The following is a 26621-nucleotide window of genomic DNA, read 5'->3' on the forward strand; positions in this document are numbered from 1 at the left end:
TCTGGACACATACGCCACATTATCCCAAGCGGGCTTTAAGATGGTAGTTGAGTAGAGATCATAGCGAAACTGTGTTTCAGCGCTCGAACGGAATCTGGGACGTCCTCCTGTGCAGCGCACTGCCAAGCGAGGTCCCCGCAGGAACGACAGGACGGGCACTTACGACAAGGATGTTGGGCATGGCTCAAGGCAAGGGCAAAGGACGACTGGAGGTTGTGGACGCGGTCAGGGCGCTGGCGCTGTTCGGGGTTCTGGTGATGAACCTGCGAGACATGTCGGGGCTTAACTTTCTCGCGCCGGAAGCATTCGATGCTGTTCAGGGGCCGATCGGCCACATTGTGGACTTCATGCTGCTGGTCCTGCTGGACGAAAAATTTCTTTCTGCTTTTTCTTTTCTGTTCGGCCTGAGCTTCTATCTGTTGCTGGAACGCAAGTCCGACCAGCCTGGGTTCAGGGCCATGTATTTCCGGCGTCTGACGGCTCTGGGCGTGTTCGGGTTGATAAACGTCGGTTTCCTGTACTGGGCGGATATCCTGCTCATTTACGCGATCTTTGGCGCCACACTCGTTTTCTTTGTGCGGCTTCCGCAAAGGCTGCTGCTGACAACCGCCGCGCTTTTTCTATTCGGGGCGCCCGCGCTGCTGGCCATGCTGGGCGCGGCAGAAAACTCATCAGGGCAACTGCCTTCTGATGTTCGTGCGCTCAGCATTTTTGGTGGCGCGCCTTACTGGGAGCAGGTTCAGTATGGGCTGGTACGCTACTTCGGCACCAGCGAGAGCAGCCTGGTGGAGATCTGGGACCATACCAACGTGTTCGGCATGCTTCTGCTAGGGCTTTGGGCAGGAAGGGCGCAGATTCCCCATCAGATCGAAGAAAACCGCCGTTTCCTGCGGCTTTTGGCGGCAAGCTGTATCCCATTGGGACTCACCGCGGGCCTGGTCAGGATCGGCCTGCCCGAGCCGTCGGTGGTCGCGACCGCGGCCAGGGCCGGAGCGCCGATTCTGGCGGTGGGCTACATGTCATTGGCCGCATTGCTCCTGAGCCACCCTGGCGCGGCGGGCGTACGGCTGTGGCTGTCGGCCCCGGGTAAGCTGGCACTGACCAACTACCTGGCCTACGGGCTGATCGGGCAGGCACTTTTCTACAGTTGGGGACTGGGCTGGCTGGGAACAGTAGGGTCCGCTGGCATCCTCCTGCTGAGTATCGCGGTGTATACCCTCCTGGCTCTGGCTAGCCAGCTCTGGCTCAAACCTTTCAGGATGGGCCCTACCGAGTGGCTCTGGCGATGCCTGACCTATCTCCGGCTCGAGCCCCTGAGGCGTCACTGAGCCGGTGTCCTGCACCTTTTTTGAATCAGCTGCCCAGTATATCCAGGGGCCCTTCCTCGTGCAGTTCGTCGGGCGTTGCCGCCCCGCTACAGATATTGTCGGCAGCGTCCTGACTACCGCCCGGCAGTGTCCGCGCAAAGTAGCGGCAGACGTTGCGCCCGGCGATGTCGCGAATCAGATCTTCCGAAAAAGGATCGGCCCGTTGGCGCATCACGGCGGTGAGAATGCTCAGCTCGCTTACATCAAAGAAGGGCGTCACCGAGCCATCGTAGTCGGAGCCGAATGCGACGTGCTTGCCTGGCTCCAGCCCCATTTCCTGCGACAGGCTCATGACATGGCTCATGGCGTTAGCGATGTGCCAGACACTCGGACCAACCGCGTAGGGCCAGTAGCCGATCCCAACGATGCCGCCGCTGTTCAGAACCGACTTGATCTGATCATCACTGAGATTACGAGCAGGGCGGCAGGGTGCCTCGCAACCTGCTTTTATACCAGTGTGGGAAATCATGAAAGGCTCAGACAATACCCGCGCCGCGTCGTCCATGCCCTGCTGGGAGATATGGGACAGGTCCACGGCAATGCCCAGGCGCTCGGCGGTTCTCAGAGCGTGCACCCCCAGTTCCGTCAAGCCGTAGCGTTCGCAACCTTCACCAGAGCCTGAGAGCGCATTGTCGAAGCGGTGGTTGGGCGCAAACTGGCGAACGCCGAGGTCGTAAAGCTGCTGCATGTCTGCTTCAACCAGGCTCAGGTCGCCCTCGGTGTTACCGACCCAGTGGCCGCCCTCGATACCCAGAATGCCGCCGACCACCTGCTGTCCGGCCTGACGATCCTCGACCAGACGCCTCAGGTCATCCACGTCCTTTATAAGGCGTAGCTCCGCCCCGTCACTTTCTTTCGAGCGCTGCACTGCGGCCTTGAAACGTTCAATCTGGTGAATTGCGCGCTCACGCGTGCTGAACGCCGGCCGACCCTGGGCTGCGGCCAGCACAGCGGCCATGTCGAGGCTGCTTCCGCTTACGCAGGCTTCGGTCTCGTTATAGCGGGCGCGGGTGAAGGGGAGCGGGCTCTGGGTCACAATAGTGAACGACTGGAGTGCAACATTGCCGTCTACCAGGCGCGGTAAGTCGACGTGCCCGACGTCACTGCGTTCCAGAAGGTCTCGCTCCCACTTCAGGGTATCCGCGTGCAGGTCAGCGATAAACAGCGACTGATGCAATGCCCGATCCTCATCCCTAGGTTCGGGCGCCGTCGGGTCAGCGGCTACTCTGTTCATTCGCCGGTCATATTCAGCAGCCCCGAACAGCCAGACAGCGCATCCGGCCAGTAATAGAACCAAGGCGAGGCCGCCCAACAGGAATGCCAGTTTTTTGATCATGTAGCTCCTTTTTGCTATCGGCCTGACCCCTCGTCAAACCTGCCCGGCTGTTCGTCCGTGAGAAGGGGTGGTTTCAGGTTCAGACGGATTATTGCCCCCGGCCAGCTTGGCTCGGATTTTACTGGCGACCACAGTGCCGCAGAAGTTGACCAGGCGTCCAACCGTACATGTCTCGTCCTGTTCGCGGCTCGCGCAAGGGCGAACCGTGTCTCCGCAGGCTTCAGTGAGATTCTGTGGAGCTTCGGGTACCGTTCCACCATGCGCAGGCGGTTAACCCGGGCCTGCGCACGTCCCACAGGTCACATTGCTTCCTTTATGCCGCGTTTGATGAGCCACCAGTTAACGGGATAGGAGGTCAAAAAGCCGAAGACCATGGCTATCTGCATCATGAACCAGAACTCTGCTGATGCGACCGATAACTTATGGTTCAGTACGACTGCGAAGATATAAAAATGAGCGAACGCCATGAAGCCATACATACCGAACTGCCAGGCCGTCAGGGACAGGAAGTCGGCCTTGGTAGCCTGTACCAGACCTTTGCCAAAGCTAAGCCCGCGCATAGGCACGATAGTAAAGTACTGAAACGCAATCCCCAGAATAAAAGCCAGGGAATAGTCGAAAACCCAGACCGCAAATATCTTTTCATCGAACAGGGTCTGCCACCCGAACCAGATCGCGATCACGGGTAAGAACAGAGCCAGGGACTCGGCGATGATGTCTCCCAGCGTACAGCCACTGCCACAATGGAGGGCACCTTTGGCGACCTTGAGCGGGAAGGGCGTCTGTTTCATATGCGGAGGGGTTTCTTTTTTCTCCATCGCAGGATGCGCTATCTCGTGCGCTGCCAGTCGACCGTAGCGGCGGTAGAAGGCAATGATCAGAACATGGCCAAACAGTGCACAGATCGGCCAGACGTAGTTCATGATCGTCATATGCTGGGGATGCCGGCGGATATCCAGGGCAATGTAAGCGGCACAGGCAAAGCCTACGATGAGAGACGCCCACGCAACGATGTGTAACCAGTCAGGTATCATCTCAAGAACTCCTTTTCTTTGAACGAATGACCCTATCAACCTTAAAAGAGCAGTAAAGCCAGTGTCCACCTCGAAAAAGCAGAATTCGGGTTCATAAGATTGGCGTCACAGGCTCGGAATCCCTTAACCTAGCTTCTTTCGGCAGCTTCTTGTTGCGGCACTTTCATGCGGCACCGCGGCGTTGCGGCGAAACACTATAGGATCTGATCGGGTGGGAACTGCTCGATACCTCCACTTCTAAAAAGCAAAAGGATGACCCAATGAAAGCACTGCGAACTCCCGAAAACCGGTTCGAGGAACTTTCCGGCTTCGACTTCGAGCCTCATTACCTGCAGGTGGACGACTTCGAGGGCGGCGAATTGCGCCTGCACTATCTGGATGAAGGCCCCCGTGATGCACCCGTTGTTTTGCTGATGCACGGTGAACCCTCCTGGTGCTACCTCTACCGCAAGATGATCCCGGCCATTACTGCCGCAGGCTACCGCGCTATTGCACCGGATCTCATCGGCTTTGGCCGTTCCGACAAACCGGCAGATCGCAACGACTATACCTATGCCCGCCATGTCGGTTGGATACAGTCTTTTCTGGATCAGCTCGACCTGCGGGCTATCAACCTCGTCTGCCAGGATTGGGGCGGCTTACTGGGCCTGCGCCTGGTAGCAGAAAATCCGGACCGCTTTGCCTCCGTGGTGGCGGCCAATACGTTTTTGCCCACCGGGGACACTGACTTGGGCCCGGCATTCAAAAAGTGGCGCCAGTTTTCCCAGGAAACTCCGCAGTTCCATGTGGCCGGCGTGATCAAAGGCGGAACTGTCACACCGTTAGCCCAAGCCGTTATTGACGCCTATAACGCGCCGTTCCCGGATGAAAGCTTCAAGGAAGGTGTGCGTCAGTTTCCCACACTGGTACCGGCCAGCCCTGAGGATCCGGCAACAGAAGCGAACCGCCAGGCCTGGAAAGTCCTGAGCCAGTGGCAGAAGCCTTTTCTGACAGCGTTTAGCGACCAGGATCCCATTACCAAAGGCGCAGACCGATACTTCCAGAAGTTCATTCCCGGCACCAAGGGGCAGGACCACGTCACTATCAAAAACGGTGGCCACTTCCTACAGGAAGATCAGGGTGAGGCCCTGGCAGAGGTGGTCGTTCGGTTTTTGCGGGAGCAGCACACCGTTTCTTGAACCGGACTCTAAAGCTCCGGCCATACGCTGCGTGCGGGCCATTGACCCAACTGTTCAAACCAGCGATCGACGACGAACCGCTGCCGCAGCTTCGGTCGTCAACGCGTATCGCAGTGTCGCGTCTGGCCGACTTGAACATTATTGAGGTTGCTGCCCCCTTTGAGCACAAACCCAGCAGGCAGGTGATGCGAAATTCGGTTCTTTTGCTAAGCTTAAGGTCAGGCATTTTCGCCTGACAGTAGATTTAAATCGCATGTTACGTAACGGTTTGCGCCCCTGGTTGCTGCTCTGTTGTCTGTTACTGCTGATGCCCGGGCTGGCCTGCGCTTTGACGGTGGAGGTTAGGCCTGGATTTGCTTATGAAGCGCTGGGTAGTGGCGTGGAATATCTCGAAGACAGTGACGGCTCGCAAACTTGGGAAACAGTCCAACAGAGGGCGGGCTGGCAACCATTTCGAGGCCAAGAGCTCAACTTCGGCTTTTCATCTTCTGCCTACTGGGTACGGTTTCACATCGTCAATACCGCAAGGGTCGAGCAGCGACTTATTTTGCAGCAGCGATTCCCGTTAATCGACAGTATGGACTTCTATATTACCCGGCAGGGTAACCTGGTTGCCCACCGGACTGCGGGCGACGCGCAGCCTGCAGCTAATCGCGATCTTCTCCAGTCCAGCTTTCTTGTGCCATTGGTCTTGCCACCGGCGGACTCCGCGACAGTGCTGATAAAGGTGAAGTCTGGATCGGGACTCCAGATTCCATTGATCTTGTGGGACCAGGCTGCTTATGTTGAAAACAATCACGCCTGGTCTCTTGTTTACGGTGTGTTCTATGGGCTGCTGCTGGCGATGGCGCTATACCACCTGCTCATTTTTTATTCTGTCCGGGAGCTTTCGTTTTTCTACTACGCACTGTTCAATCTAAGCCTGCTGGCCACTTATCTATGCTTGCATGGCGTTATTTCTGCCTACGTTTGGCCTGACTTCAGCTATGTAAGCAACCGGTTCATTAACATCGCCATCACCTCCAGTGTTTTGTTTGCCAACCTTTTTCTGGCAGAGGTGCTGCAGGTACCCCAGGCGCGGCCGAAGCTGGCTGCGGTACTTCGGTTGCTGGCCTATGTGACGGTCGCCTTGATGATTGCCAGCCTGGCTTTGCCCTATGTGGCCGTGGTTAAAGGCGTACTGGGGTTGTCCGGGGTGGCAATGTTGGTGTTGTTCTCAGCTTTACTTCTGCGCTTTATCGATGGGTATGGCCCGGCGAAAATCGCCTTCCTGAGCGGCTCATGCGCCAGCCTTGGCTTTGCAGTCTCGATGCTGGGCAATGTAGGCGTAATTCCGGTGACACCGCTCACCGAAGTTGCCGGCTATGTTGGCATCGTCGTGATGAGCATGGTGAATGCGTTCGCGCTGGCCTACCGAATGAACATGGATCGCGAGGCTCGTCAGGACGCGCAAGCCCAGCTGATAGAAAACCAGCGCGAGACAAATGAGAGCCTGGACCGGCTCGTGCGTGAGCGCACCGATGAGTTGGAAAACGCTAATGCGCTACTGCATGAAATAAGCCGCACCGACGCCCTTACACAACTCAGCAATCGCCGCCATTTCGACGAAAGCCTTGAGATTGAATTTAAAAGAGCCTTCCGGGAAAAGTTACCGCTATCGGTTCTTCTGATGGATATCGATAACTTTAAGATGATAAACGACCGTTACGGCCATCCATTCGGCGATCTCTGCCTGGTCAAGGCCGCTGATTTCATTCGCGCAAGCATCCGCCGTCCTCCGGACCTTGCCGCCCGCTATGGCGGCGAAGAATTCATCGTGCTGTTGCCGAACACCGATGTATCGGGCGCTTTGAATATCGCCACCCGGATACTCGAAAAATTCAATGCCAGCGTTGTGGAAGACGAAGGCGTGGAAGCCTGCATCACTGTGAGTATCGGGGTGGCTGCCCTGACTCCGGGCGCTGCGGAGTCTGCGGCAAGCTTGCTAAAGAAGGCAGACACGCTGCTATACCAGGCAAAGGCTAACGGGCGGAATCGAATTGAGACAGGCTTCGACGCAGAGGGGGAGGTAGTGACTGGATCGGGGATAGGTGTTTAAAACACTAGCCAGTCCGCAGGGGCCACCCGCTGTCATTTATTAACTTTTCTGTTTCTGAACCGATACAAAACATCACGTCATCGTCTTTATGCGCACTCTATACTGGGAGCGAGTTAGCGGTTATCACCCGACGAAAGTCTCTTGGCGATACTCGCCCAGCAGCTGACGTTTATTGGATCAAAGTGAGCTGTCCCCGCAAATGGCACGATTAACAACAGACCGAGCTCTGTTTGACAAGGCTTACCCCATGCCCCGAATTATCGCCTGGATCTCTATTCTTCTGGGCTTTTTTTTGTCGTTCTCTACCTCTGTCGCAGCGCTTCCGGTTTCGCCGGATACCATTGAGGTTTCGGCACTGGAGGACGGGCAGCGCTCGTTGGGAGCGGCTCTGGTGTATGCGGCAGATCCGGGAGCCGAAGCCGCGATCTCGGATATTATTGACGAAGGTAATGCCCTGGAATGGCAGCGTAGTGCTGTCGCCACGCCCAACTTTGGCGTTTCCCCACCCGTTCACTGGTTCGCTGTCTCGCTGGCCAATGAATCAGCGAACCCGGTGCAACGGCTGTTGCAGATGGACCATCCGCTCATCGATTATCTCGATGTCTATGTGGTGCGCGACGGTCGGGTTGTGGAGGCGTACAACACTGGCGATGCACGGCCGCTGGCCAGCCGCCCGTGGGAGCACCGGACGTTCGTTTTTCCGCTGGAGCTGAGCGCAGAGGATCGTGTCGAAGTCTATCTGAGGGCGCAGACCGACGGCGCCCTGGCTGTGCCATTGCGACTATGGGACAAGCAGGCGTTCTTTGAGCACGATCAGGATCGCCTTGCGTTACAGATGCTGTTCGTTGGGATTATGGCCGCGCTGGCGATCTACAACAGCTTTCTGCTGTTGGCAACGCGTGACTGGAGCTACCTGTGGTACGTCCTGAGCATCATCACGATCAGTACGGTGGTGCTTTCGTTTCACGGCATTACCGCTCAGTTTGTCTGGGCTGATCACCCTCGGTTCAATAACCTCACACTGGTGGCCGGGATCAGCGGCAATGTCTTTGCTGCCGCATTGTTCGCGTACACCTTTCTGAATATATCGCGCCAGGGATCACTGCTCCGCTGGTTCTTTATTGGCACGGCCGCCGCGGGCGCGCTTGTTTTCATCGCCAATTTTTTCCTGCCCTATAAAATCACTACTCTCCTGGCAGCGGCGATATCGGTAACCGGCGCTTCCGGGGCAATTCTCGTCGGGGCTTATCTTTGGTATCGCGGCGATATCCTGGCACGGTTTTACACCACAGCCTGGTTCCTGCTGCTCGCGGGAAGCGTACTCATCACGTTCAGCAAGTTTGGTATTCTTCCGCACAATCTTCTACTTGAGCATGCACAGCAGATCGGCGCAGTGGCCGAGGGGCTGCTGCTCTCGTTTGCTCTGGCCTATCGGATGAACCTGGAACGCAAACGGCGTTTTTTGGCTCAGGCAGAGCTGCTGCATGTTCAGCGCGAGGCCAACAGAGTCCTGGAGAAGCGGGTCAGGGAACGCACCAACGAATTGGAGGTTGCCAATAGAAAACTGTTGGAAGCCAACGCGGTTGATGGTCTCACCAAGGTCAAGAACCGGCAGTTCTTTGACGAGATGCTGGCTCACGAATGGAGTAAGAATGCCCGCGGTCCATCAGAGATGAGCCTGCTCATGATTGATGGCGACCATTTCAAGCGCATCAATGACAGCTACGGCCACCTTTGTGGGGACGCCTGCCTGCAGCATCTGGCGCGGATCTACCAGGGCGCAGTGAATAGGGCAGGGGATTTCGTCGCCCGTTACGGCGGAGAAGAGTTTACCGTTCTGTTGTGTTATACGGATCGGCAGGGCGCAGCGATCGTTGCCGAACGCATTCGCAAGCAGGTGGCCGACACCCCACTGGAATGGGAAGGCCAGCAGATACAGTTCACCGTTAGCATCGGCGTGTCCAGCTGCATTCCTGCGCCACACAGCGACATGAAGAGGCTGATCAGGGAAGCGGATGAAGCGCTTTATGCGGCAAAGCACGGCGGCCGCAACCAGGTCGTCGTGTCCGAAGCTGACCTGAACATGGACGAGAAGGGCGGCGGTCGCGTATTGCCCGCATAGTGTGCGAATAGTGTGCGAATAGTGCGCGAACAGTGCCGGCACCGTGCTCCTATAGTGCTCGCATAGCGCCGACCTGAGTACTGGACCGCAGGCCAGCATAGCTCGCTTCATTCTCGGGCTGGGCTCAAGCCTCTTCTTCGCGTCAAGCCCTCACTCCTCCCGGCCCCCCGACGGGAATGGCTCGCACTGGGCTGCCTGAACTGGGCTATTTAGTTCCAGTTTCGGTCTCAGGAAAGCACAAACCAGTCTGAGCCAATCACATCAATAGAAATAAACAACGGTCGCCTTCAGGTCTGTGACTGTATGGTGGTGACAGTACCGATGGCCTTTCAAAGCGCCGTCTGAGTCCTATAGCCTGAACGGAGTGCACCTATGAAAAATCCCGACGATAAGCCTTCCTGTCCCTCAACCACAGGTACCGGGGCACCCGCCCCGAGCGACCGTAACTCTTTGACAGTCGGGGCGGACGGCCCCATTCTGCTTCACGACGTCCACTTTCTGGAGCAGATGGCCCACTTCAATCGGGAAAAGGTTCCCGAACGTCAGCCTCACGCGAAAGGCGCGGGCGCGTTCGGTACATTTGAAACGACGGAAGATGTATCCGCTTACACCAGGGCGGCACTTTTTCAGCGTGGTGCTTCCACCGACATGCTGGCGCGTTTTTCCACCGTGGCAGGCGAAGCGGGTAGCCCCGATACCTGGCGGGACGTGCGTGGCTTTTCGCTGAAATTCTATACCGAAGAAGGCAACTACGATCTGGTGGGCAATAACACCCCCGTCTTCTTCGTCCGCGACCCAATGAAGTTTCCCCACTTCATCCGCAGCCAGAAGCGTCTGCCTGACTCGGGTCTGCGTGACAACCACATGCAGTGGGACTTCTGGACCAACAACCCGGAGTCGGCCCACCAGGTCAGTTACCTCATGGGCGACCGTGGCCTGCCGCGCACCTGGCGCCATATGAACGGCTACGGTTCTCACACCTACATGTGGATCAACGCCAGTGGCGAGAAATTCTGGGTGAAGTACCACTTTCATACCGATCAGGGCATCGAATGTTTCAGCAACGCTGAAGCGGCGGCCATGGCTGGGGAAAACGCGGACTTCCACCGCAGCGATCTGTTTGAAGCCATCCAGAAGGGCGAACACCCTAGCTGGACACTCTTCGTGCAGGTCATGCCCTATGCCGAAGCCCGGGATTACCGGTTCAATCCGTTCGACCTGACCAAGGTCTGGCCCCACAAGGATTACCCGCTGATCAAGGTCGGCAAGATGACCCTCAACCGTAACCCGGCCAACTTCTTTGCCCAGATTGAACAGGCCGCATTCTCACCGGGCAATACCGTGCCAGGCATTGGCCTGTCGCCGGACAAGATGTTGCTGGGTCGGGCGTTTGCCTACGCTGATGCCCAGCGGCACCGTATCGGCACCAACTTTCACCAGCTACCGGTGAACCAGCCCAAGTGTCCGGTCAACAGCTATATGTTTGACGGCAACATGAACTATCAGCAGAACGATGCGGCGCCAGTGTATGCGCCAAACAGCGGTGGTCGTGAATGGGCGGACAACACCGGCCCGGCCGAGGACAGCTGGGAATCTGATGGCGATATGGTCCGCAGTGCGTACACGTTGCATGCCCAAGACGACGATTTTACCCAGGCGGGCATGCTGGTTCGCGATGTCTTTGACGAGCAGCAACGGCAGAGACTGATTGACCAAGTCTCGGGCAGCTTGCTGGGGGGAGTACGCAGCCCCGTGCTGGAACGTGCGTTCGAATACTGGAAAAGCGTCGATGCCGGCGTTGGCCAGCGTATTGAAGAAAAGGTGCGGGCTGGAGCATCCCATGAACCCGTGGAGGGCATGGGTGAAGGCTAGTCGAAACTAGCCTGCCCTGGCTTCAGAGGTTCCGGCAGAAAGCACTTGCGTCTGCCGGAATCGATCCGCTACCGCATCACCCCACACTGGCTCGATACCCCTTTCGATCAGATCCTCGCGATCAGCCCAGTCCGTTCTGACGCTCACGGTAGCTGATGGTCACGCACAAAAGCCCAGGCTTGCTGAGTGTCCCTGGTCGACACCCGAGCGTGCAAGATCGAAATTTATACTACTCAGGAAGCGAACCATTTCAATGGCGGCTGCGTCCTGTCTGAGCTCATCGACCTGCCATGTCTGAGTCTTATGGTCAGAATTGTTATGGGGCTCGCAGGTGTCGCACGTTGCCTGACCTCAGCTGACCAAATGCTCACTTGCTCTCCCGGGCGCCCTCCCTTAGCTTCAGCTTAACCTTAACGCTACCTTGCACCCCATGAACGCTTTTGCGGGGATATGACGCAGCCAGAACCGGAGTCCACTATGGAAGGCAGGAATCTGTTAGTCACTTGGGTAATGGTATTAGCCAGTAGTTTGTTGCTGACCGGATGCTGGGACGATTTTCTCGACAAAGAAGCCGAGGAGGATGCGCCGGCAGAGGTCAGCCGCTTGCACGACGGGCGAAGTTTCACGGTGGCCGATGACGATTTGGTGATTGAACCTCTTTCTTTTGCGTCAGTTACTTACTACGGCACCTACGAGGGTATTCAGGGTGAAGCCGCCTATGCGGCCGAGTTTCCGGTTGAGGGCTGGAACGGTGGTCTGGTCATGTATACCCACGGCTACGCCGGTGAGGGCGAAGTGCTAGGGGGGCAGCAGCCTAATGCCGCGTTCAGGGCAGCGGTACTGAGAGCAGGTTATGCCTGGGCCGCCTCGTCCTACTCTGCAAATTTCTACGATGTCAGGGCGGCAATTGAAGATACCAACAGGCTGGCCCTCGAACTCACGGACTACCTGGAGGCCGACTGGGGCGCCAGCTACGAAGACCCGACGCAGGTCCTGATCTCTGGTTTTTCCATGGGCGGCCATGCAGCTGCCGCGGCGGTGGAACGTGAGACTATCGAAAACGCCCGCTATCAGGTGGAGTACGCGGGCGCTCTGCCTTTTTGTCAGGCAGAGCAGAATCAGTTCCAGTGGCTGGGCGATTACACCAGGGTAGCTCAGGAGCTGGCGGACTTTGGCGAGACTGACCATAGCGAGTTTCAGAGCCTGCGACCGCAGATTCTTGAGCGCCTGTTTGTATCCACTGAGGGTGCAGACGCCTGGCAACCTCTGCCCGGGGACGGTGAGCGTTTGCGGGACGTAGCGGTGAAACTGACCGGTGGCGAAAGGCCAATCTTTGAAGAGTATGGATTCCGGGAAGCCGAACTGCAGCAGGCTGTCTTTGATACCGGCGGCCGAGACGGAACCATTAACGGCATCCTCGCAGGAGAAATCTACGACAACACAGACCGGACCTATCGCTGGACCACGGGTGACATCACGAGCGATGAAGAACTGTTTAACGACAACTTCAACCGGATCGAGCGCGACCCTGACGCCAACCCCCTGCGCGACGACGGCGTGCGCTGGTTACCCCTGGTGCAGGGCGATATCGATGTGCCTGTGCTGACCCTGCACACGCTGGGCGATTTCTACGTTCCTTTCCGGCACCAGCAGCTTTATCGGGAGGTGGCCATTGCCAACGGCAGCGATGAGCTGCTGGTTCAGCGCGCGATCCGTGCCGCCGGCCATTGTGAGTTTTCCGCGAGCGAAATCACCACAGCAATGGCGGACTTTCTCAGGTGGGTCAATGAAGGGGAGAAGCCGGCGGGTGATGATGACGCCATCCTCGACCCCGATCAGCTTGCAGATCAGGACTTTGGTTGTATGTTTACGGAAAATGATCTGGTAGCACCCCGGACAGCGCTACCCGACTGTACACAAGAGGGCGACGGCGGCGTGCTTTAGCGCGTCTATGCAGGCTCTAACCCAGCCTTACGTGTTCAGTCCCATCCTGGCGCCGCACGAGGGCTGCGCCAGGCAGCCGTCCAGGCCCAACTAGTGGTCTTTCTTCCTTGATTCGGAGATCCAGTCGGTCAAGGCAAAGAAAACGCCTGACAGCACGAAAGTGAAGTGAATAGCGACCTTCCAGGCGAGTTGTTCGGTCGTGTACTGACTGCTGACCAGAAAGGCTTTCAGGAGTTCTACCGCAGATATGGCGACAATCGCGCCGATCAACTTCAGTTTGAGATCGGCAAACCCTACCCGTCCCATCCAGGCCGGCCGGTCCTCGTGGCCGCCAACAGAAATCTTCGAGACGAAATTCTCGTAGCCGCTGAATATGATGATCAGTAACAGGCTGGCAATCAACGCCGTGTCAACCAGGGTCAGAATGGAAATGACCGCTTCGTACTGACCCGCGGTCCACGCATTCATGACCAGTAACCCCAGTTCTTTCATGAATTTGACCAAAAGCACAAGAATCGCGGCAATAAGGCCGACGAAGAACGGCGCTAGCAGCCACCGGCTCGCAAATATGCCTGCTTCGAGCTTCTTTTCAAACGAACTCATTCGGTATCTCCTGGCTTTTAGGGTGACGCAGCCTGCATCTTAGCGTGCCCGATATAGACGGCAAGACCCAGAGTATCTGGTCCGCATTTTTTTCTTGGGGGGCAGGGGCAAACTTCGGGGCGGAGTAGTCGACCTTGAGTATTGTCCGGTAACATCGTCACCACTTGTTCTGGCGCCGAGCCTACGCTTTCAGAAAATTGACGTTGGTCAAGCAAATAGCTGCCGCTGCTTGGCCTGTGCCGGGTTCGGAGTAAGATGTTGGTATCTGCCGGTACAAACAAGAACAGCTAAAGCCAGAGGCAGCTCGCCCAGTCAGAAGCTTTGTGCTTCCTGTTCTCATCGTGGTTACCGGAGGTTTTCAATGGAACTAGATCCCCTCTTGCTGTCGCGAATCCAGTTCGCGTTCGTGGTGTCGTTTCACGCGGTCTTCCCCGTGTTCACCATCGGCCTTGCTTCCTATATCGCTTTTCTGGAAGGGCTGGCATTCAAAACCAGTAACCCTGTCTGGTCCAGACTTTCTTCATTCTGGACCAAGGTATTCGCGGTTGCATTCGGTATGGGGGTGGTATCCGGCATCGTGATGTCTTTCCAGTTCGGTACCAACTGGTCCAACTTTTCCCAGGCCTCAGCCAATTTTATCGGCCCCATGTTGAGTTACGAGGTAGTGACGGCTTTCTTCCTGGAGGCCGCGTTCCTCGGGGTGCTTCTGTTCGGGCGCGACAAGGTGCCGCCCGGTATGCATCTGTTTGCGGCATGTATGGTGGCCTTGGGCACCTTCATCTCGTCCTTCTGGATATTGTCCGCCAACAGTTGGATGCACACACCGGCCGGTGTTGAGCTGAAAGAGGGGGTCTTTCACGTGACGTCCTGGTCCGAGGCGATATTCAATCCCTCGTTCAAGTGGCGATTCATGCACAAGGTGATGGCTTCCTTCCTGACCGGGGGCTTCGTGGTGGCCGGAGTCAGTGCCTGGTTTCTGCTACGGGGGCGCGAGGTGGAGGCCAACCGCAAAGCGTTGTCCATGTGTCTGTGGCTGCTGCTCTTTATTGCACCGGCCCAGGCCGTGATCGGCGATTTCCACGGCCTCAACACGCTGGAGCACCAACCGGTGAAAGTCGCAGCGATGGAGGGCAATTGGGAAACCGGTACGCGCGTGCCGCTGCTGTTGTTCGCCCTGCCGGATCAGGACGCACAGACCAATCACTTTGAGGTAGGGATTCCGGGTCTTGCCAGTTTGATCCTGACGCATGACATGGATGGAGAAGTCCCCGGGCTGGACCTGGTTCCAGCCCAGGAGCGACCGCCGGTTGCCGTGGTCTTCTGGAGTTTTCGCGTTATGGTCGGCCTGGGTGTCCTCATGATCGCCTTTGCAGTCACGGGCCTGGTGTTGCGTCGCGGCGGTCGCTATGCCACGACGCGCTGGTTCCTGCAGGGGCTCCGTCTGATGGCACTCACACCATTTATTGCAGTACTGGCTGGCTGGTTTGTGACCGAAGTGGGGAGAATGCCCTGGCTGGTCTACGGTCTGATGACGCAGGCTGAAGGTGTGACACCGTCGCTTACGGGCGGCATGGCGCTGTTCACCCTTGTGGGATACATCTCGGTCTATGCCCTGGTTTTCTCCGCTGGCGTTTATTACCTGATGCGAGTGCTGCACGACGGGCTTGAGGCCAGAACCACCGAAGACCCCTCGGATCACCCAAAACGGCCACTCTCAGCAAGCCACGTACCTTTCGAGTACAAGGATACCCGTTCACAAGGCGGTACCGAAACTCATCGCGGGGGACACTGATATGGAACTGTTCGATTTGTCGTTGATCTGGGCGTTTATCATTGGCTTCGGCGTCATCATGTACGTACTGATGGACGGCTTTGACCTGGGGGTGGGCATACTTTTCCCGTTTGCCCCGGATGAAGACTCCAGGGACGTAATGATGAACTCGGTGGCACCTGTGTGGGACGGCAATGAAACCTGGCTGGTGCTCGGCGGTGCTGGCCTGCTGGCGGCATTTCCCCTGGTTTATACAATCCTGCTGCCGGCACTGTATATCGGCGTCTTTCTCATGCTGGCTGGACTGATCTTCCGCGGTGTCGCCTTCGAGTTCCGGTTTAAGGCCAATACTTCCCGGTACCTCTGGAACTGGGCATTCGCGGGAGGCTCTACCGTCGCGGCTTTCGCCCAGGGCGTAGTGGTAGGCTCCTACATAGAAGGCTACAAAACCGCGAACGGCGTCTTCGTCGGGGGCGCTTTTGATTGGCTTACGCCTTTCACGGTACTGACCGGCCTGGGTCTGCTTGCCGGCTATGCGCTGCTGGGGGCGACCTGGCTGGTGCTCAAGACCGAAGGTGAATTACAGCAGTGGGCACGGCGTCTGGTGGTACCACTGCTGCTCGCGGTGCTGGCGGTCTTTGCCGTGATCAGCGTCTGGACGCCTTTTGTCGACCCGTTTGTGCGAGACCGCTGGTTCGATCACATTACCCTGATATGGGTGTTCCCCGCCTTCGGCTTGTTCTGTGCCTGGCAGATTTTCCGCTCGATCCAGCGACAGTACGACGCCAGGCCGTTCATCGCCACCATGGGGCTGTTTATCAGCACCTACCTGGGCCTGATCGTGAGCAAGTGGCCCTATGTGGTCCCGCCTGACTACACCTTATGGGATGCCTCATCCGCTTACGGGTCACAACTGTTCCTGCTCCTGGGGCTGCTGTTTGTGATTCCCGTGGTGCTGGGCTACACCGCCTGGACCTATTGGGTTTTCCGTGGCAAGGTTCGCGCCGGGCAGGGCTACCATTAAGTGCAGGTGCCACCACGGGCAAGCGCCGGTCACTGGCTAAGCGAGCGCCAGCGCCCGGCGCACGGGGCGATTCTTGCGGCAGCGTTGGCGGGAACAGTGGCAGCGGTAGCAACAATTTGCCAACTGGGCGGCATGGCGTGGATAGCCCATCAGGCGCTCGTCGAACGCGCACTTCTTTCTGAGTTGCTTCAGGCGGGCGTTTTGATATTGATTGCGATTGCAGCCAGGGCCAGCGCCATAAGTCTGCAGCAACGCTTTGCCTCCTCTGCCAGCAACCGCATCCGTTCTGCTCTTCGCCAGGAGCTGCTGGCTCATCTTCATCGTCTTGGGCCAGTAGGCCTCGGCCAGTCATCGTCGGGCACCCTGGCTTCTGAATGGCTCGACCAGGTGGAGGCCCTGCACGGCTACTACGCCCATTACCTGCCCCAGATGGTGCTTGCCGTGGTCGTTCCGCTGCTGGTCCTCGTGACGGTGTTCTGGCTGGACTGGCTGGCCGCGCTCTTTTTACTGATATCGGCGCCGTTGATCCCCTTTTTTATGGCGCTGGTGGGCATGGGTGCCGAAAAACTCAACCAGCAGCACATGGAAACCCTGGGTCGACTTTCGGGGCATTTCCTGGACCGCTTGCGGGGGCTAGTCACGCTACAGTTGTTCCAGTACACCGCCCCGGCGACCCGTCAGATTGCCGCGGTTACGAATGAATATCGCCTGATCAATATGAAAACCCTGCGTGTAGCCTTCCTGTCGTCCGCCGTCCTTGAGTTTTTTGCCTCCGTCGCCATTGCGGTAATTGCCATATACATCGGTTTTGGATTGCTGGGTTACATTGAGTACGGCCCCGCACCAGGGCTGACATTGTTCTCGGGTCTGTTCATCCTCTTACTGGCGCCAGAGTTCTTTCAGCCGCTCCGGCAACTGTCGCAGCATTATCACGATCGGGCTGCAGCCCTCGGGGCGGCAGGCCAATTGAAGACAAGGCTCGAGAGAGTGGCGGGGAACGAGGCGCAGAACGACAGTAGCGCTTGCGTCAGAGACAGATCCGCTGCCGCGGTCCTTGATCAGGTCGTCGTTCAGTTCGCCGACGGGCGCAAGGGACTCGGGCCGCTCTCCCTCGCTGTTCAGCCAGGCGAACTTATAGCGTTGGAAGGCGCCTCGGGGGCAGGCAAGTCAACGCTGTTACATCTGCTTGCAGGCTTTATTCAGCCGAAACAGGGACAGGTCAGTGTTTTCGGGAGGCCTGCGGGGAGCGAGCCGGTCGGTTGGCTCGGTCAGAGCTCTTTTATACGTCACGGTACCTGGGCGGAGAATCTGCGACTTGTCTCACCCGATGCAACGGATGCTGAGTTGCTGGCGGCACTGACACAAGTAGGGCTGAAGGATCTCGTAGAAAAACGGCCGCACGGGCTGAACGCGCCGATGCAGGAAGGCGGCGTCGGTCTTTCCGGCGGACAAGCACGGCGCCTCGCGGCTGCACGCCTGTATCTCGGACGTTATGCCCTGGTGCTGATGGACGAGCCTACCGCTGGGCTCGATGCCCGGAGCGAGCAACATGTAATCAATGCGATCACCCAACTGCGGCGGCAGGGCTCGACCATTATCATGGCCAGCCACCACCCGGCCGTACTCGCCGCAGCCGATCGCCGGGTCAGAATCGCCGAAGGCAGGCGGGTGCATGGCTGAATTGCTGCCCTGGCTACGCCTGCTCACGTTGCGCAAGCGGCGGCTGCTGATCGGCGGACTGCTTATGCTGACCACCGTTCTTGCAGGCGTTGGGTTGCTGGGGCTTTCCGGCTGGTTCATCACGGCGACAGCCCTCGCTGGCCTGGTAGCGGCAGGGGGCGGCGCAGCCTACCTGGATATCTACACGCCGGGCGGCGGTATCCGGTTCTTTGCACTGGGTCGCACGGTGTCCCGCTACTTCGAGAGGCTATACAACCACGATACCGTGCTTCGGCTGCTGGCGGATGTGCGCGTTGTGCTGTTCTCGAAGCTGGCCCATGCCCGTCTGGGATCGGCGGGCAGGAAACGGCCGGCGGATTGGCTGAATCGCCTCACCAGCGATGTCGATACACTGGATACGCTCTACCTGCAGCTAGTGGCACCGCCGGGCCTGGCCATGGTCGCGCTTGTCCTGGTCGCGCTGGTGCTAGGCGCGACCGCGCCATTGTTGATCTGGGCTCTCGCGCCATTGGCTTTGTTGCCGTTGGTGCTGTACCTCCTGGCCCGGAAGACGCTGGCCTCTTCGAGGCGGGAGGGCCTCCAGGTCGAGGCGCTAAGGGGCCAGTTAATCGATATGGTCGAGGCCAGCGCCGAGCTTCAGGCCGCACACCTCTGGTCAACGGAGGGCGAGAGTCTGCTGGCCAAGAGCGAGCATTTGAACAGCAGTCGGTTGTACCGGGAAAAGCAGACTGCCTTCGCTAATGGAGTAACACTGTTCGCAATCCAGTTTGCCGCGCTGATGGCGCTGGTGCTGGGGCTGGCTCTCTGGCAAAACGGCCAACTGAGCGGCCCTGTCGCGCTGTTGTTTACTCTAGCGGTACTGGGCATTGGCGAAGCTTTTAGTGGTTTGCCCGGGGCTTTCAGCCGGCTCGGCGCCACGCTGGGAGCGGCAGAGCGTTTAAATGAAGAGGGCCACGAGGCCTCGCTCGCCGTCAGCGGAGCGGGTGACGCTGCTCTCGCAGCAGGCAGGAGCCAACCGGGCATGATTCACCTTGGGGATTTCACCCTGACCCGAAACGAGGAGCGGCTTTTCGAGCCGATCAATGTTGAACTGCCGGTTGGTTATCGGCTTGCGGTGACGGGACGCTCCGGCGCTGGAAAGTCCACTCTGCTTGATTTTCTGGCGGGCATGGCTGACGCGGGCATTGTGGAGGCGCCCGAGGGAGAAATGAAGCTATCGGGGACCCTATGCAGGCCCGGTGACAGCCTGGCCTGGCGTTCCGGGGTTAGCTACCTTAGCCAGCGCACCTACTTTTTCAGCGATACGGTCCGTGCGAACCTGCTGATCGCCAAACCACAGGCTACCGATGAGGAGTTGATGGCCGTACTTGAGGCAGTCCAGCTAACCGGCCTGATTGAAAAACTGCCCCAGGGGCTGGGTACCTGGATCGGGGACCAGGGGCGTGCGCTGTCGGGCGGGGAGCGCCGGCGACTCGCGCTGGCGCGCGTCCTAATCAGACCGTCGTGGTTGATCCTGCTGGACGAGCCTTTTACTGGTCTGGACCAGAACACTGCCGATAGCGTAAGCCGGAGGCTTGAGCCCTGGCTGAAAGGCAGAACCTGTATCATGGCGGCCCATGATGAGTGTGCGCTGCCGGTGGCGGATCATTCGGTCGTGCTGGCTGCCTCTCATGCACTGCCTGCGGTGTGAGCGGCAATCCTCCGGCGCTGTATCGACTCGGGTTACGGAAGTGCCCTGTTTCCACGGCCCGAGTTGATCAGAAAAACCGTGATTTCTTAGTAAAACTTGATTTGCAACCCAATCAGTACAATTTACTACGGTGTTTTGCATGGCGGTAACCGCTGGGCTCTCCTATAACTTACGTTTAGGTTGAGGGAATGGCCTGACAGTCCGTCCAGGAGAAGCTCTTGGATCCCGCAATATTACAGTGCGCTTGCAGTAGGTAATCGATGTTCAACAAATCGCTCAAGCAAGAACTGGCAATCACCCGCCAGGATCGTGATTCATATTTGCAGGATCTGGCGGCAATGAAGCACCATTTGCCGTCTATTGAATTCGACCCGGAAGGGATCGTCCTCAAAGCCAACAGCGCGTTTGTCGACATTGTGGGCTATTCGGAGAGGGAACTGATCGGTCAGCACCATCGTCTGCTTTGTGAACCCGCTTACGCAAAATCGGATGCCTACAAAAGATTTTGGCAGGACCTGAATTCAGGAAAACCTTTCTCCGGCACATTCCCCAGAATCAATAAAACAGGCGAAGAGATCTGGCTTGAGGCAACCTATCTGCCAGTGACCGACCCAAGCGGCAGCGTTGTAAAAGTTATCAAAACAGCCGCGGATGTGACGGTTGCCTACAAAGACGCAGAAACAGGCAAGGCACTACTGCAGGCGCTGGACCGCTCCCAAGCCATAATCGAGTTCGCCCCGGATGGTCGCATCCTGAAAGCGAACAAGAATTTTCTGAGTCTTATGGGCTACCGCGAGAGCGACATCGTTAACAAGCACCACAGAATGTTCTGTCTGGGCGAATTTTACGAAAAAAATCCCGACTTCTGGCAGGAACTAAGAAGAGGGGAGTACAAAAGCGGTCTCTTTGAACGTATAAACTCTGCCGGATCACATGTGTGGATCGAAGCTTCTTATAATCCAGTGATGGACAAAAGCGGCAAGGTCATCAAAGTGGTGAAAATCGGCGCAGATGTGACTACGCGTATAAAACGTAACCTCGCCGTCCAGCACGCTGCTGAAATTGCCAGTGCGACGGCGGAGGAAACAGATCAGGTAGCCCGCAGCGGTATCAAGTCTTTGCACGATGCGATCCAGACTTCCGAATCCGTCAAAAACGTAGTTTCAGGCGCTGTTGCCAACATTTCGGTGCTCAACGAGAAATTCAAGGATATCGAAAAGATCGTCAGCACCATTCGCGGAATCTCAGACCAGACGAACCTGCTTGCCTTGAATGCGGCGATTGAAGCTGCCAGGGCCGGTGACCTGGGTCGTGGATTCTCTGTCGTTGCTGATGAGGTTAGGCAGTTGGCGGGTCGCGCCGGTGCATCAACCACCGAAATAACCAATGTGGTGGTCGAAAACCGTGAAATGCTCAACGACATCACAAGCCGGGTAAAGCAGGTCGCCGTTATTTCCGAGGAAGGGCTATCGAAGATCTCGGACGTCTCCAAAATAATGGACGACATTCAGCGAGGGGCAGAGAATGTGTCCAAGACAGTCCTTGAACTGAAGTAGTCATGCGGTAAGAGCGTTCCAGGCCCTGTTCACTATCGATGTGGCGGAGTCTGGGACACCCCTGGCTTGAACCTCCTGATTTCCTGGTTCAGTCAAAGTCGGCTTCTTCTCAGCAACACGACCCTTTTTCAGTTTCGTCCCTGGAGGTCTGGGTTCTGGACGCGCCGTTGCCAACCATCTCCGTTCGCTCCAGGTAGTCAGGGGCCGTGCTTACGCTTGCAACAGGCAGGTAAAGCCGGAAACTCGAACCCTGGCCAGGGCTGCTGTCAACCTCGACACGGCCACCGTGGCGTTCTGCAACCACCTTTACGAATGCAAGCCCGAGGCCCGCGCCGCGGCTGCCCTGTTGCTCGTCCTGGCGGCTGCGCTGGAAGCGCTGGAAAAGTCTCGGCAACTCCTCAGCAGAGATTCCGTTACCGTTATCCTGAACGCCAATCACCGTAAATTCGCCGTCCTGTTGTACCTCTACCTCTACTGCAGAGCCTTCCGGGCTGTAGGCTATGGCGTTCGTCAGCAGGTTGATCACCGCACGTTCCGCCAGTTCTGCGTTGCCCCGCATCCACAGGTCTTCTTCACCGTTGAGAGTGAGCTTAATGGACTTGTTCCTGGCCTGTTCCTGCACCGCGTCGATTGCGTTTTCGGCAATCGAAAGAACTTCGGCTTCATAGAACTGGATAGCCGCAAGTTGCTCGGCCCGGGCCAGCTGCACAAATTCCTCGGCAAGCTGATAGCTGCGCTGCGCAAGCCGGGCGACATGATCGAGCTGTGCCTCGGAGGCAGGCTCTGGCTGACGCTTGAGCTGCTGGATGAGGGCTAATTGAGACACCAGGGGAGAGCGAACATCGTGGGAAATAAAGTCGATCGCCTCGCGATACTGGCGTTGCTGTTCGCGGACATCAGTGATGTCGATGACGTTGGCAATGAGGCCAGGCCGGTCACCTCGGGCTCCCGCGAAGGGGGCCAGGTGGAGCAGCAGGTCACGCCCATGCAACTTGAGCGACTCGGTACCATAACGCTGTCCCGTCAGTGCGGTCTGGACAACGTCCTGCCAGTGCGATTTGCCAGATAGGGTAGGAGTGGGGCCTGAACTATTCAGCAAGCGTACCAGGGGCATGCCGGGCAGGCTGTTGACCGGTGTCGAGAACCAGTCTGCTACGTGTCCGTTGGCCAGTTGGATCACACCTAGAGCGTCAGTGACAATGACACCGTCGGGCATACGCTCAAAGCCCTGGCGTACGAACGAGCGCAGGTCTTCCATTGACTTGGCCGCTAGCCGGGCCTGTTGAATACGACGGGTGAGCCGGTCTTCAGTACGCCGGTCGGCATGGGTTGCCGGCTGGTCATGAAGCGCTAGCTTATCGAGATAAGCGGCTAAGGAATCATAGTCATGGACAGAAGTATCCCAGACAAGCCCCAGCTCAAAAAGCTCGCCCCGATGATGCAAAGCGATGCGACTGGTATCGCCGGCGTGGAACCACCGGCCCGCTTCAGGCAGGAGTTCACATTCTTCAGGGCGTGCTCCTCGAATATTCCCCGCATCGGTTGCGAGCCACGAGATACGGGGGCTGAGCAGTTCCTGGAGTTGTTCGAACAGCCGCGTCGGTGTCTGGGTAGAGGTTGCCTGGAGCGACAGGCTCGGCTCCCGAGCCAGTGCTTCCAGCTGCCGGTTGAGGAACTGATTAAGCGCTGCCAGGCGACGCCCAGCCCAGATCGGATACGCCAGAAGGCAAACCATGGCGAGGCTCACCGGCGCAAGCCAGTAATGGTACTGGATGAATAGTCCCAGCGCTGCCAGCATTGGCACCAGGGCGAAAGCAATAGCCGCGCCCAGCGCCTGCTGGGGGCGCAGGCGGGGAAACACAAGTGTAATCAGCAGTATCAGCAGAGCACCGAAGCTGAAAGTGATCGCAGCCGGTAACGTCTGGATCATGGCACCCTGTGCCAGTGCTGAATAGACGTTGGCATGAAACTCCACGCCACTCAGGGGCGCGGCGTTTCCCGACAGCGGGGTCTGGAGAACGTCGCCAAAGCCCGCAGCGGTAGCGCCCACGAATAACGTTTTGCCTGCAAGCGCTTCGGGCGCCAGGCGATTCTCGAGCACGTCACTGTAAGAATAGGTTGGTATCGCGCCGTTCAGGCCGGCGAGCGGAATGCGGGTATGGTGCTCTCTGAGTTTGACGAAAGGCGCAGCTCGATCATCGGTGGGCGCATAGGGTGGTTGGGACCGTAATGCATCCTGGGCGGGCCGATTGTCGGCAAGCTCGAGCGCGGCGACGGCAAGGCTGGGCCAGACGGCCTGGCCCAGCCCCTCCCAGAGATAGAGACCTCGTGCGATGCCATCGTTGTCCAGTTCCACATGGACATGGCCGAGTGTCGCAGCGGCTTCTGTCAGAACCGGGATCGGGAGCCGTTCGGTCAGCGCGTCGCCGCTTTTGAGAGGGTAAAGATGAAGCGGCAACACCACCTTGCCATGGCTTTTGACTGCCGCAGCCAGGGCTTCGTCACTGGCCGGATCAGCCGCTGGCTCGGTAAACAGCACATCAAATACGACGACATCCGCGCCGGCGCGGCTGAGCTGATCGATCAGGCGGGCATGGGTTTCACGTGGCCATGGCCAGCGCCCCAGGGTCTCCAGGCTGGATTCGTCTATACCGATAATGCTGAGGTTGTCCGGCGGCGCCAGCGGATAATGGGTGATCAGTGTATCGAACAGCCACCAATCCAGACGCTGGCTGGCCTGGGTGCCAACTAACGCAAGCAGAACCAGCGCGAGCGGCAGTGCGAGCTGCCAGCGACCCAGGCCCGCAAGGGGGGCCCGTCTTTCAGCGGTTAACTGTAAAGGAGCTATAGCGCCTGCAGAGCGGCTGGTGGCAGGGCCTGGAGCACTGCCAGTGTTTCGGGGAGCGATCATTCTACGTAGAGTTCGCGCCCGGGGCCCCAGCTGCTTTCCAGCGGGCCGTCGGTCAGGCCGCGTAGCCGGACGAAGTAACGCTCGCCGGTCGCGAGACGCAGCGCCGCTGTAGTCGCATCAATCTCCACTTCCTTGATAACGCTGTCGAATCCTGGATCCCGGGCAAGCTGCAGTAGATAGGCGTCGGCCATGGCTACATTGCGCCAGAAAATGCGGACTTCATTATTGAAGTAGTTGACGTTAATGATATCCGGCGTTTCAAGCTGCCCGCCGATTAACAGTGAACGTGTCTCGCTGGTGGCAACACTGGAACCGCCCGCTTCAGTGACAACCCGCCAGTAATACTGCCCTGGCGAAAGTGTCCTGCTCAGAGAACCCTGGTTCCTTGAGCTCCAACTGCTGCTGGCGATCACATTGCTGAAATTGGACTGCCGCGAGATTTCTACCTGAGCCTTTTCATTGGCGCCCTGAAAAGCCCAGCTGAACCGGGGTTTTTCGGCGTCTGCCAGGGTTGCGCCATCGGACGGGGACTCCAGCAGAGCCGGATGAGCCTGCAGGCCAATACTGAAATCAGCCTTGGCGGGAACGCCGGTCAGGCCCCAGGGCGAAACGGCCGCTACTTCGATGCTGTACTCTCCGTTGTCCAGCGCTTCCAGCATCTGTCTGGGAGCCAAGGTGTTCCGGCTTTGCAGCCACCGATTGTTTTCGCGGTTGAAGACGTCAATCTGGTACTCGGCCACACCGGTAATGGCAGGCCAACTGATGCCAAGGGGCAAGCGCTCCACGCTGGCCGGGACTGAACTCAGCTGAGGCGCGGGGGGCAAGGGGTATTGATGGAGACCGCGCTTGCTGCTGAGCTCTGCGCCCGAGCCTGCGCCCACCAGAAGCTCAGCCTGGTCATTACCGAAGGCGACCTGGCCCTCGGTCACTTCGAGACGGGTCTGTCCCGGCTCGGTGCTCAGGCGGAAAGCGGTACCACGTACGGCAGCGACAGCGGAGGGTGTCTCAATTCTGAAATTGGAGCCACTCTGGACCAGTGGGCGAACCTGGGTGCCCATCCGGCCGCGCTCAAGCCGTAGGCGTGTATCAGCCATGCCACTTTTGCCGAACTGGGTCATCCGGTCAAAGATCAGCAGAGAAGCCGGGTCGAGGCGAAGTGTAGAACCGTCTGCAAGCTGGATTGTAGCGCGCCCGTCAAGGGTTTGGACCTGATCGCCAACATGAAGAACGTCCCCATCCCGCAGGGGCAGGGCGCGGCTGTTCTGGTAGCTCCGGCGAACGGCAGAGCCGGACACCGCCATGACTCGCGCCGGCTGCGGCTGTTGCTTGAGCCATTGCACGGGAATTTGCAGGCTGGATCCGGGCACGGCGCTGGCACGGTTTGGCAGGCGGTTGAAATGGACCAGATCTGGCCAGCTCCGGCCGGGTTTGAGAAGGTCTTCGGCGATTTGCGGCAGGCTGTCGCCGGGGCGAACCGTGTAGCGCCAGACCGGCTCAGCGCGCTCGCTGGCGACGAACCTGGTCGCCGGACCGGACCCATGGGCCACGCCAAAATCTGCCATTGCATCAGGCCCTGCCAGGGAAACGGCGAAAAACAGAAGGCCAGCCCAGGCGCCAATACGTCGAAACGCCCCCCGGCGCTGCCGAGGCTCCTTAGGGACTGAGCATACTGGCACTGACTGCTTAAGCGGGCTGACCAATGTCATAGGTTCCTGCTTCAGGTAGGGCTGCGGGTTCGCCAGCGGCGTCGACCGCTTCCAGGCGATAGCCGCGTTGGTAGATAGTCTTGATGCGAAAACCGTTCTCGGGCTTGATGCCCAGCCGGCGGCGCAGGCGGCTCATGTGGGTATCGACCGTACGGGTGTTTATCTCCCGCGATACGCCCCAGACGCGTTCCAGTAGCAGGTCACGGGTCAGCAGACGCCCCTGGTTCCTGAACAGGTACAGGGCCAGGTCAAAGTCCTTGTCCGTTAGCGCCAGTACCTCGCCGTGCAAGCTGACCTGCCGGGTCTGGGTATAGATCCGGAAGGGTCCGAACGCAAGGATCTCCTTGTCGCTCTCAGGGTTGCTGCGCCGCCCCAATGCGCCGATGCGCGCGATCAGCTCAGACGGACGCGCGGGTTTTGACAGGTAGTCATCAGCCCCGCCGTCGAGAGCGCGCACAATATCTGCTTCACTGTCCCGTTGGGTCAGGAAGAGCACGGGGATAGGCCATTCAATCTGCCGGCGTACGTGCTTCAGTACCTCGATACCGCTGATATCAGGTACTTGCCAGTCCAGAATCAGCAGGTCGAAACTCTTGTGGTTCACCGCGGCAAGAAAGGCATGGCCGGTCGTGAAATAGTCGCAGTCGTGTTTGTGCTCGGCCAATAAAGCCTGGACATTGCGGGCCTGTTCGGTTTCGTCTTCAAGCAATGCGATATGCATTGGATTCT

General features: G+C 58.2%; 17 protein-coding genes. 11 read left to right on the forward strand and 6 right to left on the reverse strand.

The genetic code is table 11. The features are described 5' to 3' along the window. Positions 1 to 179: 179 nt before the first annotated feature. Positions 180 to 1328, forward strand: coding sequence for a DUF418 domain-containing protein (locus soil367_RS05790; RefSeq protein WP_172962282.1), 1149 nt, complete (start codon positions 180 to 182; stop codon positions 1326 to 1328). A 25-nt stretch (positions 1329 to 1353) separates the two neighbouring features. Here soil367_RS05790 and soil367_RS05795 read toward each other — a convergent pair whose 3' ends face one another. Next, positions 1354 to 2703, reverse strand: coding sequence for a dipeptidase (locus soil367_RS05795; protein ID WP_136547816.1), 1350 nt, complete (start codon positions 2701 to 2703; stop codon positions 1354 to 1356). A 299-nt stretch (positions 2704 to 3002) separates the two neighbouring features. Next, entirely contained in the window at positions 3003 to 3737 is a 735-nt protein-coding gene (locus soil367_RS05800) for a DUF4396 domain-containing protein (protein ID WP_136547818.1), read from the reverse strand. 260 nt (positions 3738 to 3997) lie between these two features. On the opposite strand from soil367_RS05800, the gene soil367_RS05805 reads away from it, so the two are divergent. The 5 genes from soil367_RS05805 (at position 3998) to soil367_RS05825 (ending at position 12951) form a co-directional block, all read left to right on the forward strand. Further along, positions 3998 to 4915, forward strand: coding sequence for a haloalkane dehalogenase (locus soil367_RS05805; RefSeq protein ID WP_136547820.1), 918 nt, complete (start codon positions 3998 to 4000; stop codon positions 4913 to 4915). A gap of 253 nt (positions 4916 to 5168) precedes the next feature. Continuing rightward, positions 5169 to 7013 carry a diguanylate cyclase gene (locus tag soil367_RS05810; protein ID WP_136547822.1) on the forward strand — a complete coding sequence of 615 codons (1845 nt, stop codon included), beginning with the start codon at positions 5169 to 5171 and terminating at the stop codon, positions 7011 to 7013. A 247-nt stretch (positions 7014 to 7260) separates the two neighbouring features. Next, positions 7261 to 9135 (forward strand): sensor domain-containing diguanylate cyclase, encoded by a 1875-nt coding sequence (locus soil367_RS05815; protein ID WP_172962283.1) that lies wholly within the window; start codon positions 7261 to 7263, stop codon positions 9133 to 9135. A 372-nt stretch (positions 9136 to 9507) separates the two neighbouring features. Beyond that, entirely contained in the window at positions 9508 to 11007 is a 1500-nt protein-coding gene (locus tag soil367_RS05820) for a catalase (protein ID WP_136547826.1), read from the forward strand. Positions 11008 to 11484: 477 nt separating this feature from the next. Continuing rightward, positions 11485 to 12951, forward strand: coding sequence for an alpha/beta hydrolase (locus tag soil367_RS05825; RefSeq protein WP_216642780.1), 1467 nt, complete (start codon positions 11485 to 11487; stop codon positions 12949 to 12951). A 90-nt stretch (positions 12952 to 13041) separates the two neighbouring features. Here soil367_RS05825 and soil367_RS05830 read toward each other — a convergent pair whose 3' ends face one another. Next, positions 13042 to 13554: a TIGR00645 family protein gene (locus tag soil367_RS05830; protein ID WP_136547828.1), complete on the reverse strand. Its 513-nt coding sequence runs from the start codon at positions 13552 to 13554 to the stop codon at positions 13042 to 13044. A 361-nt stretch (positions 13555 to 13915) separates the two neighbouring features. On the opposite strand from soil367_RS05830, the gene soil367_RS05835 reads away from it, so the two are divergent. The 5 genes from soil367_RS05835 (at position 13916) to soil367_RS19095 (ending at position 21275) form a co-directional block, all read left to right on the forward strand. Further along, positions 13916 to 15346 carry a cytochrome ubiquinol oxidase subunit I gene (locus soil367_RS05835; RefSeq protein WP_136547830.1) on the forward strand — a complete coding sequence of 477 codons (1431 nt, stop codon included), beginning with the start codon at positions 13916 to 13918 and terminating at the stop codon, positions 15344 to 15346. A 1-nt stretch (position 15347) separates the two neighbouring features. Further along, positions 15348 to 16349, forward strand: coding sequence for a cytochrome d ubiquinol oxidase subunit II (gene cydB, locus soil367_RS05840; RefSeq protein ID WP_136547832.1), 1002 nt, complete (start codon positions 15348 to 15350; stop codon positions 16347 to 16349). After that, entirely contained in the window at positions 16350 to 18029 is a 1680-nt protein-coding gene (gene cydD / locus soil367_RS05845) for a thiol reductant ABC exporter subunit CydD (protein ID WP_136547834.1), read from the forward strand. After that, positions 18022 to 19719 carry a thiol reductant ABC exporter subunit CydC gene (gene cydC / locus soil367_RS05850; protein ID WP_172962284.1) on the forward strand — a complete coding sequence of 566 codons (1698 nt, stop codon included), beginning with the start codon at positions 18022 to 18024 and terminating at the stop codon, positions 19717 to 19719. The genes cydD and cydC overlap by 8 nt, the downstream gene beginning before the upstream one ends. A 260-nt stretch (positions 19720 to 19979) precedes the next feature. Further along, positions 19980 to 21275: a methyl-accepting chemotaxis protein gene (locus tag soil367_RS19095; protein WP_136547838.1), complete on the forward strand. Its 1296-nt coding sequence runs from the start codon at positions 19980 to 19982 to the stop codon at positions 21273 to 21275. Between the two features lie 109 nt (positions 21276 to 21384). Here the strand turns inward: soil367_RS19095 and soil367_RS05860 are convergent, their stop codons facing one another. The 3 genes from soil367_RS05860 to soil367_RS05870 all read right to left on the reverse strand — a co-directional run bounded on the left by soil367_RS05860 (position 21385) and on the right by soil367_RS05870 (position 26613). After that, positions 21385 to 24186, reverse strand: coding sequence for a CHASE2 domain-containing protein (locus soil367_RS05860; RefSeq protein WP_136547840.1), 2802 nt, complete (start codon positions 24184 to 24186; stop codon positions 21385 to 21387). Beyond that, the gene (locus soil367_RS05865; protein WP_172962285.1) at positions 24183 to 25748 is read right to left on the reverse strand and encodes a FecR family protein; all 1566 of its coding nucleotides are present in this window, start codon (positions 25746 to 25748) and stop codon (positions 24183 to 24185) included. Before soil367_RS05865 ends, soil367_RS05860 begins: the two co-directional genes overlap by 4 nt. A gap of 121 nt (positions 25749 to 25869) precedes the next feature. Continuing rightward, positions 25870 to 26613 carry a response regulator transcription factor gene (locus soil367_RS05870; protein WP_136547844.1) on the reverse strand — a complete coding sequence of 248 codons (744 nt, stop codon included), beginning with the start codon at positions 26611 to 26613 and terminating at the stop codon, positions 25870 to 25872. Positions 26614 to 26621: the final 8 nt, after the last annotated feature.

The sequence above is a fragment of the Hydrocarboniclastica marina genome, assembly GCF_004851605.1.
GTDB lineage: Bacteria > Pseudomonadota > Gammaproteobacteria > Pseudomonadales > Oleiphilaceae > Hydrocarboniclastica > Hydrocarboniclastica marina.